The 13554-nt window shown below is 67.5% G+C and carries 13 protein-coding genes; 8 read left to right on the top strand and 5 right to left on the bottom strand.

Annotated features, from left to right (window positions below; genetic code table 11):
• The 5 genes from D5041_RS20020 to D5041_RS20000 all read left to right on the top strand — a co-directional run bounded on the left by D5041_RS20020 (window position 1) and on the right by D5041_RS20000 (window position 7304).
• Window positions 1-1251 (top strand): CaiB/BaiF CoA transferase family protein, encoded by a 1251-nt coding sequence (locus D5041_RS20020; protein ID WP_265285578.1) that lies wholly within the window; start codon window positions 1-3, stop codon window positions 1249-1251.
• Window positions 1252-1355: 104 nt separating this feature from the next.
• Window positions 1356-1967: a hypothetical protein gene (locus tag D5041_RS20015; protein WP_010103180.1), complete on the top strand. Its 612-nt coding sequence runs from the start codon at window positions 1356-1358 to the stop codon at window positions 1965-1967.
• Complete coding sequence (locus tag D5041_RS20010; RefSeq protein ID WP_265285577.1) at window positions 1960-2904, top strand: nucleotidyl transferase AbiEii/AbiGii toxin family protein; 945 nt, start codon at window positions 1960-1962, stop codon at window positions 2902-2904. Before D5041_RS20015 ends, D5041_RS20010 begins: the two co-directional genes overlap by 8 nt.
• A gap of 370 nt (window positions 2905-3274) precedes the next feature.
• Window positions 3275-5818, top strand: a complete 2544-nt coding sequence (locus D5041_RS20005) for a putative bifunctional diguanylate cyclase/phosphodiesterase (RefSeq protein ID WP_265285576.1) — start codon at window positions 3275-3277, stop codon at window positions 5816-5818.
• Window positions 5819-5900: 82 nt separating this feature from the next.
• Entirely contained in the window at window positions 5901-7304 is a 1404-nt protein-coding gene (locus D5041_RS20000) for a PAS domain-containing protein (RefSeq protein ID WP_265282851.1), read from the top strand.
• Between the two features lie 41 nt (window positions 7305-7345).
• Here D5041_RS20000 and D5041_RS19995 read toward each other — a convergent pair whose 3' ends face one another.
• The 3 genes from D5041_RS19995 to D5041_RS19985 all read right to left on the bottom strand — a co-directional run bounded on the left by D5041_RS19995 (window position 7346) and on the right by D5041_RS19985 (window position 9058).
• A complete protein-coding gene (locus D5041_RS19995) occupies window positions 7346-7762 on the bottom strand; it encodes a type II toxin-antitoxin system VapC family toxin (RefSeq protein ID WP_265285575.1) in 417 nt (138 codons plus the stop codon).
• Complete coding sequence (locus D5041_RS19990) at window positions 7759-8025, bottom strand: antitoxin (RefSeq protein WP_265285574.1); 267 nt, start codon at window positions 8023-8025, stop codon at window positions 7759-7761. The genes D5041_RS19995 and D5041_RS19990 overlap by 4 nt, the downstream gene beginning before the upstream one ends.
• A gap of 163 nt (window positions 8026-8188) precedes the next feature.
• Window positions 8189-9058: an inositol monophosphatase family protein gene (locus D5041_RS19985; protein ID WP_050809462.1), complete on the bottom strand. Its 870-nt coding sequence runs from the start codon at window positions 9056-9058 to the stop codon at window positions 8189-8191.
• A 119-nt stretch (window positions 9059-9177) separates the two neighbouring features.
• Between D5041_RS19985 and D5041_RS19980 the strand changes: the two genes are divergently transcribed.
• Window positions 9178-9981, top strand: a complete 804-nt coding sequence (locus D5041_RS19980; RefSeq protein WP_265259168.1) for an RNA methyltransferase — start codon at window positions 9178-9180, stop codon at window positions 9979-9981.
• A 39-nt stretch (window positions 9982-10020) separates the two neighbouring features.
• On the top strand, window positions 10021-10794 hold the full coding sequence (gene cysE / locus D5041_RS19975) for a serine O-acetyltransferase (protein ID WP_010103197.1): 774 nt from the start codon (window positions 10021-10023) through the stop codon (window positions 10792-10794).
• Between the two features lie 24 nt (window positions 10795-10818).
• Here cysE and mog read toward each other — a convergent pair whose 3' ends face one another.
• Both mog and yjgA read right to left on the bottom strand, forming a co-directional pair.
• On the bottom strand, window positions 10819-11448 hold the full coding sequence (gene mog, locus D5041_RS19970) for a molybdopterin adenylyltransferase (RefSeq protein ID WP_265285573.1): 630 nt from the start codon (window positions 11446-11448) through the stop codon (window positions 10819-10821).
• On the bottom strand, window positions 11441-12091 hold the full coding sequence (yjgA, locus tag D5041_RS19965) for a ribosome biogenesis factor YjgA (protein WP_265285572.1): 651 nt from the start codon (window positions 12089-12091) through the stop codon (window positions 11441-11443). Before yjgA ends, mog begins: the two co-directional genes overlap by 8 nt.
• A gap of 49 nt (window positions 12092-12140) precedes the next feature.
• On the opposite strand from yjgA, the gene pmbA reads away from it, so the two are divergent.
• Window positions 12141-13553, top strand: coding sequence for a metalloprotease PmbA (gene pmbA / locus D5041_RS19960; RefSeq protein WP_265285571.1), 1413 nt, complete (start codon window positions 12141-12143; stop codon window positions 13551-13553).
• The last annotated feature ends 1 nt before the right edge of the window (window position 13554 follow it).

The raw sequence follows: 13554 nt of genomic DNA, 5'->3' as shown, positions 1-13554 counted from the left end.
ATGCAACCCGAAGCTCACCCCAGCGCCGCCACAGAGCAAACGCCGCCGCCTGCTGCGCAGCAAGGGCCGCTGGCCGGCATCCGAATCTTGGACATGGCAACCGTGATCGCAGCGCCGTTTTCGGCGTCCCTGTGTGCCGACATGGGGGCCGAGGTCGTCAAGCTTGAGCTGCCGCAAGGCAATGACCCGCTGCGCTCGCTGTCACCGACCACGCCGGATCATGCGCTGTTCTGGAAGGTCTCGAACCGCGGCAAGAAGGGGGTGTCGCTCGATGTGCGCAAGCCGCAGGGCCGTGCGCTGTTCCTCCGGCTGATCCGGACCTTCGACGTTCTTGTCGAGAACTTCCGCACCGGCACGCTCGACAAGTGGGGACTGGATGCATCGACACTGTGGTCGGTCAACCCCAAGCTGATCATCCTGCGCGTCACGGGCTTCGGCCAGACCGGCCCTTATGCGCAGCGCCCGGGTTTCGCGCGCATCTTCGAGGCGATGAGCGGCTTCGCCCACCTGACCGGCGAAAGCGGCCGCAGTCCGCAGCACATGAACTACCCGCTCGGCGACGTCATCGCGGGCTTGTTCGGTGCCTTCTCCATCTCCACCGCGATCGCGGAACGCCATCGCCATCCCGACGCACCAGGCCGCGAGATCGACCTTGCGGCGACGGAGGCCATGTTCCGGTTGCTCGAGGCGCTGCCTGTCGAGCACGAGATGCTCGGGCAGACCCGCAGCCGCTCCGGCAGCCGGGCCACCTACACCGCGCCTTCCAACATGTACCGCACGGCCGACGATCATTGGGTGACGTTGGTGGGATCGTCCGATCCCATCTTCCAGCGCATCTGCCAGGCCATGGGCCAGCCGGAGCTCGCGGACGACCCGCGCTTTGCCACCACCCCTGACCGGGTTCGAAACATCGAAGAAATCGACGCGATCGTCGCCCGGTGGTGCGCGTCCCGAACACTGGCAGAACTAGCCGAATCGTTGACCCATGGCGGCGTGCCTTACAGCAAGGTCTATGCGGTCGATGACGTGATCGCAGATCCGCATTTCATTGCCCGCGAAGCCATCATCCGCTTGCCCGACCCTGAGCTCGGATCCCTGCCGGCCCCCGCCATCGTGCCGCGCTTTTCCGGGTTCAAGCCCACAGCGCCGCGGACCGGGCCGGCAGCCGGCGAACACAACGCGGAGGTTTACGGGGCTTTGGGCCTTGGAAGCGAAGCGTTGGACACGCTCCAACACGACGGGGTGATCTGAAGCTGGCGTTCGAGCGCAGTGGGCCCGAGCGTATCTATTTCAGCGCGAGGAGAGAAGGCGCCGAGTGGCGCTAAAATGCATGGAATTTCAATGAGAAATTAGCCATGCCTGCCGCCGTCCAATCTCCTGCTGCCTCTTTGCGAGGCGCTGCTGCGCATTTCGCAGGCGAACTGCAAGCTGGGCGCGTTTACCGGCGGGAGGATCTCGCACGCCTGTCCACGGCGGTGGATCGGCATCTGCGCGAACTGGTGGCTAGCGGAAAGCTGAAGAAGCTTGCCCAAGGCCTGTACCACGCACCGAAACAGTCCAGTTTTGGTCCGCTGCCACCGGCCGATGAGCAAGTGGTGGGTGGGTTCCTGCGCGACAAGGATTTCCTGGTGTTCTCTCCCTCGGCTTACAACGCCGTGGGTCTGGGTACGACCCAGCTCTACAACCGCACTCTGGTCTACAACCACAAGCGCCACGGCGTCTTCAAGCTTGGCAACCGGCAGTTCGATTTCCGAATGAAGCCGCGCTTCCCCAGGAAGCTGACGCCGGAATTCCTGTACGTGGACCTGCTGAACAACCTGGACGAACTGGCGGAGGACCGTGATGCGGTCTTGCGCCTGGCGCGTAGCAAACTGCCTTCATTCGATCCCACCCGTCTGCAGCGCGCAGCCGACAGCTTTGGCAGCGTGGCCACGCGCAAGCGCCTGCGGGAGTGGGCGGGTGGCTGAGTTCCTGCACGAACGACGGGACTTCGATCAACTGCTGGCAGTGGTCGCAGACGAGCGCGGCCTCGATCCCGTGCTGGTCGAGAAGGACTACTGGATCATGCATTGCCTGTGGGGCCTTCAAGCCCGGGGCTTTCAGTTTGAGCTGAAGGGTGGCACGTCCTTGTCGAAGGGGTTCGGTGTCATCCACCGCTTCTCCGAAGACATCGACATCCGTATTGAACCGCCCGATGGCATGGAGGTGAAGACGGGGCGCAACCAGGACAAACCTGCGCATGTCGAATCGCGGCGTGCGTACTACGACGCGCTGGCAACACGCATCCACATCCCGGGTATCGACAGTGTGGAGCGCGATACGCAATTCGACGACGACAAGATGCGCAGTGCCGGCATTCGCTTGGTCTACGCACCGCGTGTTCCCGCGCTAGCTGGTGTCAAGGATGGCATCCTGCTGGAACTCGGGTTCGATGACACCACCCCGAATCGGCCGGTCACGATCTCGTCGTGGGCGTTGGATGTTGCCATGGAGCGCGGGGTGGCCGTGGGGGACAACCGTGCAGTGGCCGTATCGTGCTATGCCCTCACGCACACCTTCGTCGAGAAACTGCAGACGATCTCCACCAAGTACCGCCGACTGGACGAAGCCCAGGCGTTCCCCGCCAACTTCCTGCGGCACTACTACGACGTGTATTGCCTGCTGGGGCTGGAGGAGGTTCAGGCCTTCATGAGGACGCCTGCCTACCAGGAGCGCAAGGCGCAGCGGTTCCGAACTGGCGACGAACAGGCCATTGCCCACAATCCCGCTTTTGTGCTGGCCGACGCCGATCAGCGCCAGCGCTTTGCGCAGGAATACCGCAAGACAGCCGCGCTGTACTACCAGGGGCAGCCGGAATTCGTGGTGCTGGTGGACAGGATCCATCAACACATTGATGTCATGTGAGAGGGGAACGCAGGCAGATCGCCGTCCGAGGTCTTCTGGCGTCAACGGGCACGCCCCGCTACGGCGATGGGAACTAAGTAGTTACAAAGCGTTGTCGGCAAACAGAAAATTGCTCTTTTCGGGCTGAGGGGCGCCATGCCTGCCTGCACAATGGGGGGTGGTGTTCGCGCGGGGCGGACGTGCAGGCGGCGGCAGAAATGGGGCAAATGGAGCGTAAAACCGTAGTAGTTTGCCCCCGGGCCATTGCCACGGGTTTGGCTTCCCGCCTGCGTTTTGGCAGCCCCCGGTGTTGGATGTATGCTGCTGCGCTGGCGTGCGCCATGGCCCGGTGTGCCGGCCCCTTCCCACCTGAAGTTTCGGAGCGACCACGATGACGTCCGAACTGTTGACCGACCCTCCCGCCCCTGCCGGCGAGGACCTCATGGGCCCCATGGCGCAGGTGCGTTTGCAGGCTTTGGCGGATGCGGTTCCTGTGGCGTTGATGGAGTTCCGGTTGCAGGACGGGCGCTTGCGGCTGCTGGCGGCGAATGCCGCGGCGCGGCGCATGCCCGGCCTGGGGGCGGTGCGCACCTCGGGGGTGGACGCGAGCGAGGTGTTCGACCTGCTCGCGGATACTCCCCTGATGAATCAGTTGCACGGTGTGGTGCGCGTGGGCGCGCCGCTGGAATGCCGCCAGGTGGTGCGCGAGCCCGGTCGGCTGCTGCTGGCCTGGGACCTGACGGCGCGCCGCGTCGCGGATGACTCGATCATGGTCACGGTGCGCGACGCCGGCGAGGCCGAAGCCCTGCGCGCCGCGCTTGCGGCGTCCGAACGTTCCCTGGAAGAGGTGCGCCGCGAGCTCAGGGAGCAGACGGAGGTCTTCAATACCACGGAGAGCCTGGCGCGCACGGGCCATTGGCGCCGCATCGAAGACCCGGGGGAGACGGTGCTGCTGTGGTCCCCCGGTCTGTGCGAGATCGCGGGTTTCGAGCAGCAGGAATGGGTTGACTCCGAGCGCGCCGTCAGCGGCATCCTGCCCGAAGACCGCCATGTGTTCAGCCAGCTGCGCGAAAGTGGCAAGGGCCTGGACGTGGAGTACCGCTGGCGCCGCCCCGACGGCGCGGTGCGCTGGATGCGCTCGCGCGTGCAGCGCGCGCTGCCGCGCGACGGGGTGCAGGTCGTCATGGGCGTGGTGCAGGATGTGACGGATGAGCACCGGGCCGCGGAGCAGTTGCGCGAGCAGCTGTTGTTCATTCAGCGCATTGCCAGCCGCATTCCCGGCTTCATCTATGAGTTCCGCCTGCATTGCGACGGCGCCGCCAGCGTGCAGTACATCAGCGACGCGGTGCGCGAGTTCATGGGCGTGGAGCCGCAGGAGGTCACGGCCGACCACGGCGTGCTCATGCTCCGCGTGCTCGCCGAAGACCGGCCGCAGCTGCGGCGCTCGGCCATCGTGTCGGTGCGCAGGCTGGTGCCCTGGCAGTGCGAGTACCGCGTGCGCATGCCCGACGGCACGGTGCGCTGGCACATGACGAACGCCGTCCCGCACCGCGAACCCGATGGCTCGGTGGTCTCGCACGGCTTCACCATGGACATCACGGAGCGCAAGCGCGCGGAGCAGGAGATCGAGCGGCTGGCGTTCTACGACGCGCTCACGGGCCTGCCCAACCGCCGCCTGCTGCTGGACCGCTTGCAGCGCGCCATTGTCACCAGCCTGCGCACGCGCGCGCTGGGCGCGCTGCTATTCATCGATTTGGACAACTTCAAGGATCTGAACGACACCCTGGGCCACGACATGGGCGACCAGTTGCTGTCGCAGGTCGCTGCGCGGCTGGTGGGCAGCGTGCGCGAAGCCGACACCGTGGCGCGCTTTGGCGGCGACGAATTCGTCGTCATGCTCCAGGGCCTGGCGCCCGAGCTGCCAAACGCCGCCACGCAGGCCGAGACGGTTGCGGAAAAACTCCTGGCCAGCCTGAACCAGCCCTTCGATCTGGACGGTCAGCAGTACTACAGCACGCCGAGCATCGGCGTCACCCTGTTCGGCGACGAGCGCCTGGCGGTCGATGAGTTGCTCAAAAGGGCCGACCTGGCGATGTACCAGGCGAAGGCCGCGGGCCGCAATACGCTGCGCTTTTTCGACCCCGACATGCAGGCCGCGGTGAACGCCCGCTCGCACCTGGAGGCCGAGCTGCGCCAGGGGTTGGCCCGGGCGGAACTGCTGGTGTACTACCAGCCCGTGGTCGATCGCCACGCCCGGCTCATCGGGGCCGAGGCCCTGGTGCGCTGGCGCCACCCCCGGCGCGGCATGATCGGCCCCGGCGAGTTCATCCCCCTGGCCGAGCAGACCGGGCTCATCTTCCCGCTGGGCCAATACGTGCTGCAGCACGCCTGCGCGCAGTTGCAGCGCTGGGGCCGGCACCCCGACACCGCCGCGCTGAGCATCTCGGTGAACGTCAGCGCGCGGCAGTTTCGGCAGCCGGGCTTCGTGGCGCAGGTACTGCAGACCCTCAAAAACCACGGTGCGGATCCGCGTAAACTCAAGCTGGAACTCACCGAAAGCCTGCTGCTGGGAGACATTGAGGACACCATCGCGCGCATGGGGCAGCTCAAGAACGAGGGCGTGGGCTTTGCGTTGGACGACTTTGGCACGGGCTATTCCTCGCTGAGCTACCTCAAACGCCTGCCGCTCGATCAGGTGAAAATCGACCAGAGCTTCGTGCGCGAGGTGCTGGCAAATCCGAACGACGCGGCGATCGTGCGCACGATCCTGACGCTGGCCAAGAGCCTGGATCTGCAGGTGGTGGCCGAAGGGGTGGAGACGACGGGGCAGCTGTCGTTCCTGCGGCGGCATGGCTGCGAGGCGTTCCAGGGGTATTTGTTCGGACGGGCGGGGCCGGTGGAGGATATCGATGCTTTTTTCTACCCCACGTGCTGAGGTGCTTCATCCGGCCGCAGTTGCGCAGCCGCGGGGCCGCTCCGCGAAAGAAGGGGAACCGGTCCCGGGCGCCGCGGCGGGAATGTTTTTTGACAAGCTGTTCGAGCGCAACCCCCCGGGTGTGCGCGGTCTGCTGCTGGTGTTCGGTTGCGCGCTGCTGGGAGCCTGGCTGGTCGTGCAGGCGGCGGTGCACTGGCGGGGCAACGAGCGTGGGGCCGAACGCGCGCGGTTGTTGCAGCAGACGGTCGATGCGCTGCGCAATCAGGGGGCCAGCGGCGACCTCTTGGGCGCCGTGTCGCTGCTCGGCCTGAACGAGCCCCTGCTCAAGGACCTGGCCCAGGGCCGGCTGGCGCCGGACGACCCCGGAGCGCTGGCCCGCTTGGCGCTGGCGCGGGGAAGGTTTCCGGTGCACGGTGTGTATGTGCTGTCCGGTGACGGCGTGGTCGTGGCGCATGAGACGGCGGGGGAGCGGTCCACGGGGCAGATCCTCGCGCTACAGCCGTACTTCGAGCAGGCCATGCGCGGCGCCGTCGGTGTGCATGCCGCCGTCGGCAGCCATCCGCAGGAGCGCGCCTTGTACTACGCGGCGCCGCTGTACGAGGCAGATACGCCGTTGAGCGCCATCATCGGCGTGGTGCTGTTCAAGGCGGGCTTTGAGTTCTTCGACGGACTGCTCAGGCGCCAGGGCCTGCCCGCCGTGCTGTTGTCGCCGCAGGGCGTGGTCTTGGCCTCCACGCGCCCCGAATGGCAGTTCGCGCTGGCGCCACCGCTCACGCAGGAGCGCATCGACGCGCTGCGGGAATCGCGCCGCTTCGGTCTGCATTTCGACAACGGCGTGGCCTCGGCATTGCCGTTTGCGCCGGATGCGGGCGAGGTCGTCCTCAACGGCGTGGCTTACGCGGTGGAGCGCCGCGGAATCGACTGGGACGACCCGGCAGGGCCGTGGCAGTTGGTCGTGCTCGACGATATCAGCGCCCTGATGGCGCTTGGCCAGCGTGTGCAGGTCGGGGGCGTGGCGTTCTTGCTGCTGCTCCTGCCCGGGGGGCTGCTGCTCGATCTGCTGCGCAGCCGGGCGCGCGTGGCCACCGTGCTGGAGCGCTTTTGGCTGCTGGGTACCGCGCTGCAGAGCAGCCCGGTGTCCGTGGTCATTACCGACGGCGACGGCTGCATCGAGTGGGTCAACTCGCAGTACGAGCGCAACACCGGGTACACGCTCGCGGAAGTGCGGGGCAGAAAGCCGTCGCTGCTGGCCAGCGGCCAGACCTGCGCGCAGACCTATCAGACGATGTGGTCTACGCTGCTCACGGGCCAGTCCTGGCGGGGCCGTTTCGTGAATCGCCGCAAGGACGGCAGCATCTACCACGACGAGGCCACGCTGTTGCCGGTGTTCGACCGGCGGGGCCGGCGCATCGGCATCGTGGGCCTGCACGCGGAGGTACCCGAGCGGGTCGCGGCGCGCCAGAAACGGCGCCCCGGGGTCTCGTAAACGGGGGTCTTTGTCGTCGGCTCCCGCGCGGGTGCGCGCGGTCAATGCTCCGGCCCGGAGCGCAACCAGTTTTCGAGCATGAGGCCAGGAACGCGCGAAAAGTGCCGGACGTTGTCGGTGACCAGCACGGCGCCGATCGCCAGCGCGTGCGCCGCGATCATTTCGTCAAAATCCCCGATCGGCAGGCCCTGCGCCTGCAAGTTCGCGCGCAGCTCGCCGTGCCGGTTCGCCGCCTTGGCGTCCCAGGGCAGGATGGGCGCGATGCGCAGGAATTCGTTGACGAGGCGGTGCAGCCGCACGGCCGCAGGTTTCTTTGCCAAGCCGAAACGGAGCTCCGAGCAGGTCAGCGCCGAAATGCACCACTGGCCTGGCGCCAGCGCTTGCAGGCGCGTATCGAACGCGGGATGCCCGCGCACCGCCTCGCTCGCCGCGTTGGTGTCCAGCATGTACCGCGTCATTCCTTCCAGTCATCGAAGGGGTCGCGCTGCTGCGTGCCCTGCCCGCGGTCGAGCAGGAAGTCTTCGGGCAACGGAGCCAACTCCTCGCGCAGCTGCATGAATGCGCCCCAGTCCACGGGCGAGTGCGTGGACAGGATGACGTCGCCGGTGCTTTTGTCGCGGCGGATGTAGACCTCGGTGTTGCCCTCGAAGCGGAATTCGGCGGGCAGGCGCACGGCCTGGCTGCCGCCCGTGGCAAATAGTTTTGCGGTGGACTGTTGCATGCTGCGCTCCATCGGACGTCTGGGGATTCCCTTGTGTAGGTATCAATGTATATATGCTGCGCCAGGCGGTCAAGCGGTGACCTCAAGGGCGAGGACCAGGACGGACGGCGACGAAAGCGGCCTCGACGAAGCAGCAGGGAATCTGTCCGGATGGATTTCCGCGTCAGAACGGCGCGCCTTCGCCCTTCGCGGGTTCTTGCGGCACGGCGGCCTTGTCGGCGGCCTTGGCAAACTGGCTGTACTTGCAGAGGATCGGCACCAGTTGGCCGTAGATGCGCGGGGCGCCGGCCAGGCACTCGCGCCGCTCCAGAAAGTCGGCCTCACCCGTGAAATTGCCCACCAGGCCGCCGGCTTCGGTGACCAAGAGCGAGCCCGCGGCCATGTCCCAGATCGCCAGGCCGGTTTCAAAGAAGCCATCGGTAAAGCCCGCCGCCACGTAAGCCAGGTCCAGCGCCGCAGCGCCGGGGCGGCGCAGGCCGGCGGTGCGCCGCAGCACCTCGTTCATCATTCCCAGGTAGCTCTCGATGTCGTCGCCCGGGCGGTACGGGAAGCCGGTGCCGATGAGGCATTCCTCAAGCCGGGTGCGCCGGCTCACGCGGATGCGGCGTTCGTTCATGTACGCGCCGCGGCCCCGGGTGGCCGTGAACAGGTCGTTGCGCGTGGGGTCGTAGACCACGGCCTGCTCGACCCGGCCCTTCACGGCCAGCGCGATGCTCACGCAGTACACGGGAAAGCCGTGGATGAAATTGGTCGTGCCGTCCAGCGGGTCGATGATCCAGACGCATTCCGAATCCTTGGCGCCGAGTTCCCGGCCCGACTCCTCGGCCAGGATGCCGTGGCCGGGGTAGGCCGCGAGCAGCGTTTCGATGATGATTTTTTCCGCAGCCTGATCGACTTCGGTGACGTAGTCGTTGATCTGCTTTTGCGAGATGCGCACCGATTCCACGTCCAGCGCCCCGCGGTTGATGATGGCGCCGGCGGCGCGTGCGGCCTTGATGGCCACGTTGAGCATGGGGTGCAGGTGTGGGGACATCATGGGAATGGGGTAGGGCGTCCGTGCATGCCAAGCGGATGGATCGTGGACGACAATCGGGCCCGGATTCTACTTCCTCCGTCTGCGGCACATCCGGTTGGCGGCCCCTGCAAGTGTCCATGAATACCCGTTTCATCCTGATCAACACCAGCCACGCCGGCAATGTGGGCGCTGCCGCCCGGGCCATGAAAACCATGGGCTTTCACGACCTGGTGCTGGTGGCCCCGCGCTGGCCCAACGTGCTGCGGCACGAGGAAGCCATACAGCGCGCGAGCGGCGCCCTGGACGTGCTCGAGAGCGCCCGTGTCGTGGCCACGCTGGACGAGGCCCTGCGCGGGATGAGCCACCTGTGCGCCACCGCGATGACCCCGCGCGACTTCGGTCCGCCCACGGTGGCGCCGCGCGCGCATTTTGCAGCGCTGTTGCAAAGCGGACGGCCGGCGCAGGAGCGGCCAGCGTCCGGGGCCGAAAACGCTTCCGACCCGGCCGGATCGCCGCCGCAAGACTCCGGGGAACTGGGGGTGGGCTTTCTCTTTGGTTGCGAGCGCTTTGGCATGGCCAACGCGGACGTGTACCGCTGCCACGTTGCGCTGTGCATTCCCGCGAACCCGGATTTTGGCTCGCTCAACCTCGGCGCGGCCGTGCAACTCATCGCCTACGAATGGCGCCAGGCGCTGGGCGGTTTTGCGTTGCGCGATGCGGCCCCGGCGCGCGCGCTGGCCGACGCCGCGCAGCTCGCGGGCCTGCTCGGGCATTGGGAGCAGGCGCTCACCCGGATCGGCTTTCTGGACCCCGCAGTGCCCAAGAAGCTCATGCCCCGGCTACAGCAGATTTTCAACCGCGCGCGGCTCGCGCCCGAGGAAATCCACATCCTGCGGGGGGTTGCCAAGGCGATGACCGATGCGGTGCAGGCAAAACGCTAGACTCTGCCACCCATGACCGTGACCGCCTGAGCCCCGCCAATGTTTGCCCGTCTGCGCTCCGACATCCAGTGCATCCTCGACCGCGACCCCGCGGCGCGCAGTCGCTGGGAGGTCATTACCTGCTACCCCGGGCTGCACGCCGTCTGGCTGCACCGGTCGGCGCACTGGTGCTGGAACCATGGCCTGAAATGGCTGGGCCGCTTCATCTCGCACGGCGCGCGCTGGATCACGGGCATAGAGATCCACCCCGGCGCCAAGATTGGCGAGCGCGTTTTCTTCGACCATGCCATGGGCGTGGTGGTGGGCGAGACCGCGGAAATCGGCGACGGTTGCACCATCTACCAGGGCGTGACGCTGGGCGGCACCTCGCTCTACAAGGGCAGCAAGCGCCACCCGACGCTGGGCCGGGACGTCGTGGTCAGCGCCGGTGCCAAGGTGCTCGGCGGTTTTGAAGTCGGCGACGGGGCCAAGATCGGCAGCAACGCCGTGGTCATCAAGCCGGTTCCGGCCGGTGCCACGGCGGTGGGCATTCCGGCGCGCATCATTCCGACGCGGGAGGGGCACAGCGCCGACGTGAGCGCCCCGCCGCAGGCGCGCGAGTTCATGGCCTACGGAATCACGCAGGAGGACGACCCGCTCTCGCAGGCCATGCGCGGCCTGATCGACACCGCGGCGGCGCAGGAGCACCAGATTGCGCTGCTGTGGCAGGCCATCGAGAAGCTTTCGGCACACCGCCAGGACTGCGTTCCCGGCGATGCTGCGCGCAAGGAGCAGTTCGAGGCGGGCAAGTTCAACGCCCTGGTGGGCAAGTAGTTTTTCGGGTTTTCCGCGGATCGCTTACGCCGGCGTGGCGCGCACCGCGCCCTTGGGCCGGAACGCCTTGCAGACCGCGTCGCGGGTTTCGAGGTAGGGGCCGCCGATCAGGTCCAGGCAATACGGCACCGCGGCAAAGATTCCCGGCACCAACGGCCTGCCGTCGGCGTCCCTGAGGCCCTCGAGCGTCTCGGCGATCGCCTTGGGCTGGCCGGGCAGGTTGATGATCAGGCAGCGGTCGCGGACCACGGCCACCTGGCGCGACAGGATGGCGGTGGGAACGAAGCGCAGGCCGATCTGGCGCATTTGCTCGCCAAAGCCCGGCATCTGCCGGTGCGCCACGGCCAGCGTGGCCTCGGGCGTCACGTCGCGCAAGGCCGGTCCGGTGCCGCCGGTGGTGAGCACCAGGCAGCAGCCTGCGGCGACGAGTTCGATCAGCGCGGCGCTGATGTCCGCTTGTTCGTCGGGGATGAGGCGCGGCTCGAAAGCGACCGGGTTGCGCAGCGCGCGCGTGAGCCAATCGCGCAGCGCGGGCAGTCCCTGGTCCGCGTAGACGCCGCGGCTCGCGCGGTCGCTGACCGAGACGATGCCGATCCGCACCGGGTCGTGGCCGCCGCCGTCCGCGGTGCTTGCGTCGTTGTCGTCGCTAGCCATTGTCGTCGTCCTCGCCCGTGTCGCTGGCCTCCGCAAGCCCGGCGCCGTCCAGATGCCCGCGCACGAATTGGAACAGCTCGCGCCAGGCGCGCCCCTGGCGCGGGGCCAGGCCCTGCGCGGCTGGCGGCGTGGCGTCCTTGCGCGCCTGGCGGATCAGGGCGCGCAATTGCTGCGCATCGCTGGTGGGGTGCTCGGCCATCCAGGGCGCGAGGGCGGAGTCGTCGGCGAGCAGGCGCTCGCGCCAGCGTTCGGCCAAGTGCAGCCGCTGCTTTTCGCTCGCCGACCCCCGGTGCTGCTCCTCCAGGGACTGGCGTGCAGCCTGCACCAGCGCGGGGTCCAGTTTGCGCATGAGCTTGCCCACGTACTGCATCTGGCGGCGCCGGCCTTCGAAGTCGCTGATGCGCCGGACCTCGGCCAGCGCGTTGAGCAACACGTCCGGCAGGCCCAGGGCGGCGAGCAGGTCGGCGCGCAGGGTCAGCAGATTCTTGCCCAGCGTCTGCAAGGCATCGCTTGCGCGCTTGAGATCGGTGCGGCTGGCGTCGGGCGTGCCCTTGCGCTCGGCCCTGAATTGAATGTCCAACTCGCTGCCCTGGGCAACGAAGCGGCCCTGAACGAAATAGCCTTTTTGGGGTTTGCGGGACATGGAGGCAAAGACGGTGGGCGGCGCAGTGGCAAGTATCATAGCCGCCGCCATGAACAAACCCTTGCCCCAAGCCCCGCGAATCCACAGCGCCCGCACCCCCGACAGCGGTTTCAGTTGCAGCCGCCCGTTTTTTGAAGAACTGGTCGATCGCGCCCTGGCGCACGCCAAGAAGCTCGGTGCAAGCGACGCCGGCGCCGAGGCGTCCGAGGGCTGTGGCCTGTCGGTCAGCGTGCGCCGGGGCGCGCTGGAGAACGTCGAGCGCAACCGCGACAAGTCGCTGAGTGTGTCGGTCTATCTCGGCCGCCGCCGCGGCAACGCGAGCACCTCGGACTTCTCCGGCAAGGCCGTCGAGCAGACCGTGCAGGCGGCCTACGACATCGCCCGCTTCACCGCCGAAGACCCCATGGCCGGACTGCCCGACGCGGCCGACATCGCGCCGCAGGACAGCCACCGCGAACTGGACCTGTTCCACCCCTGGGCCATCGACAGCGAGGCCGCGGCCGGCCTGGCCATGGAATGCGAGGCCGCCGCCATGCAGACCAGCCGCCGCGTCACGAACAGCGAAGGCGCGGGCGTTTCGGCCCAGCACAGCCATTTCTTCAGCGCGCACACGCGCGGCTTTCGCGGCGGCTACGCTGCTTCGCGCCATGGCATTTCGGTCGCGCCCATCGCATCGCTGCCCGGCAGGCGCGCCGAGATGCAGCGCGACGCTTGGTACGGCTCCATGCGCGACGCCGCGGCCCTGCCCGCACCCCGGGCCGTGGGCCGCTACGCCGCGGAGCGCGCGCTGAGTCGGCTGGGCAGCCGCAAGATCGCCACCACGCAATGCCCGGTGCTGTTCGAATCCCCGCTGGCCGCAGGGCTGCTCGGCGGTTTCGTGCAGGCCGTCAGCGGGGGCGCGCTGTACCGCAGGAGCAGTTTCCTGATCGACGCGCTGGGCAAGCGGGTTTTTCCCGGGCACATCGACATTCTGGAAGACCCCTTCGTACCCGGCGGCAAGGGCAGCGCGCCGTTCGACGACGAGGGCGTGCGCGTCGCGCCGCGCAAGGTGGTCCAGGGCGGGCGCGTGCAGGGCTACTTCCTGTCGAGCTACTCCGCGCGCAAGCTGGGAATGAAGACCACGGGGAATGCCGGCGGCTCGCACAACCTCGTGCTCACGTCGCGCCTGACGCAGGCCGCGGACGATCTGGACGCCATGCTGCGCAAGCTCGGCAACGGGCTCTTCGTGGTCGAACTCATGGGCCAGGGCGTGAACCAGGTGACGGGCGACTATTCGCGCGGCGCGAGTGGTTTCTGGGTGGAAAACGGCCGCATCGCGTACCCGGTGCACGAGATCACCATCGCCGGCAACCTCAAGGACATGTTCCGGGGAATCGAGGCCGTGGGCGCCGACGCCTACAACTACGGGGCCAAGACGGTCGGCTCGATTCTGGTGAATCGCATGAAGGTCGCGGGCAGGTGAT

This window comes from Verminephrobacter aporrectodeae subsp. tuberculatae, assembly GCF_026127385.1.
Taxonomy (GTDB): Bacteria; Pseudomonadota; Gammaproteobacteria; order Burkholderiales; family Burkholderiaceae_C; genus Acidovorax; species Acidovorax aporrectodeae.
This window is presented reverse-complemented; position numbering and strand designations above follow the sequence as displayed.

Coding starts and splice junctions, on each gene's coding strand:
- yjgA (WP_265285572.1), bottom strand. CDS start 12,091: ATGTCCCGCAAACCCCAAAAAGGCTATTTCGTTCAGGGCCGCTTCGTT.
- D5041_RS20015 (WP_010103180.1), top strand. CDS start 1,356: ATGCCTGCCGCCGTCCAATCTCCTGCTGCCTCTTTGCGAGGCGCTGCT.
- pmbA (WP_265285571.1), top strand. CDS start 12,141: ATGAACAAACCCTTGCCCCAAGCCCCGCGAATCCACAGCGCCCGCACC.
- D5041_RS20005 (WP_265285576.1), top strand. CDS start 3,275: ATGACGTCCGAACTGTTGACCGACCCTCCCGCCCCTGCCGGCGAGGAC.
- mog (WP_265285573.1), bottom strand. CDS start 11,448: ATGGCTAGCGACGACAACGACGCAAGCACCGCGGACGGCGGCGGCCAC.
- D5041_RS19985 (WP_050809462.1), bottom strand. CDS start 9,058: ATGTCCCCACACCTGCACCCCATGCTCAACGTGGCCATCAAGGCCGCA.
- D5041_RS20020 (WP_265285578.1), top strand. CDS start 1: ATGCAACCCGAAGCTCACCCCAGCGCCGCCACAGAGCAAACGCCGCCG.
- D5041_RS19990 (WP_265285574.1), bottom strand. CDS start 8,025: ATGCAACAGTCCACCGCAAAACTATTTGCCACGGGCGGCAGCCAGGCC.
- D5041_RS20000 (WP_265282851.1), top strand. CDS start 5,901: ATGTTTTTTGACAAGCTGTTCGAGCGCAACCCCCCGGGTGTGCGCGGT.
- D5041_RS19980 (WP_265259168.1), top strand. CDS start 9,178: ATGAATACCCGTTTCATCCTGATCAACACCAGCCACGCCGGCAATGTG.
- cysE (WP_010103197.1), top strand. CDS start 10,021: ATGTTTGCCCGTCTGCGCTCCGACATCCAGTGCATCCTCGACCGCGAC.
- D5041_RS19995 (WP_265285575.1), bottom strand. CDS start 7,762: ATGACGCGGTACATGCTGGACACCAACGCGGCGAGCGAGGCGGTGCGC.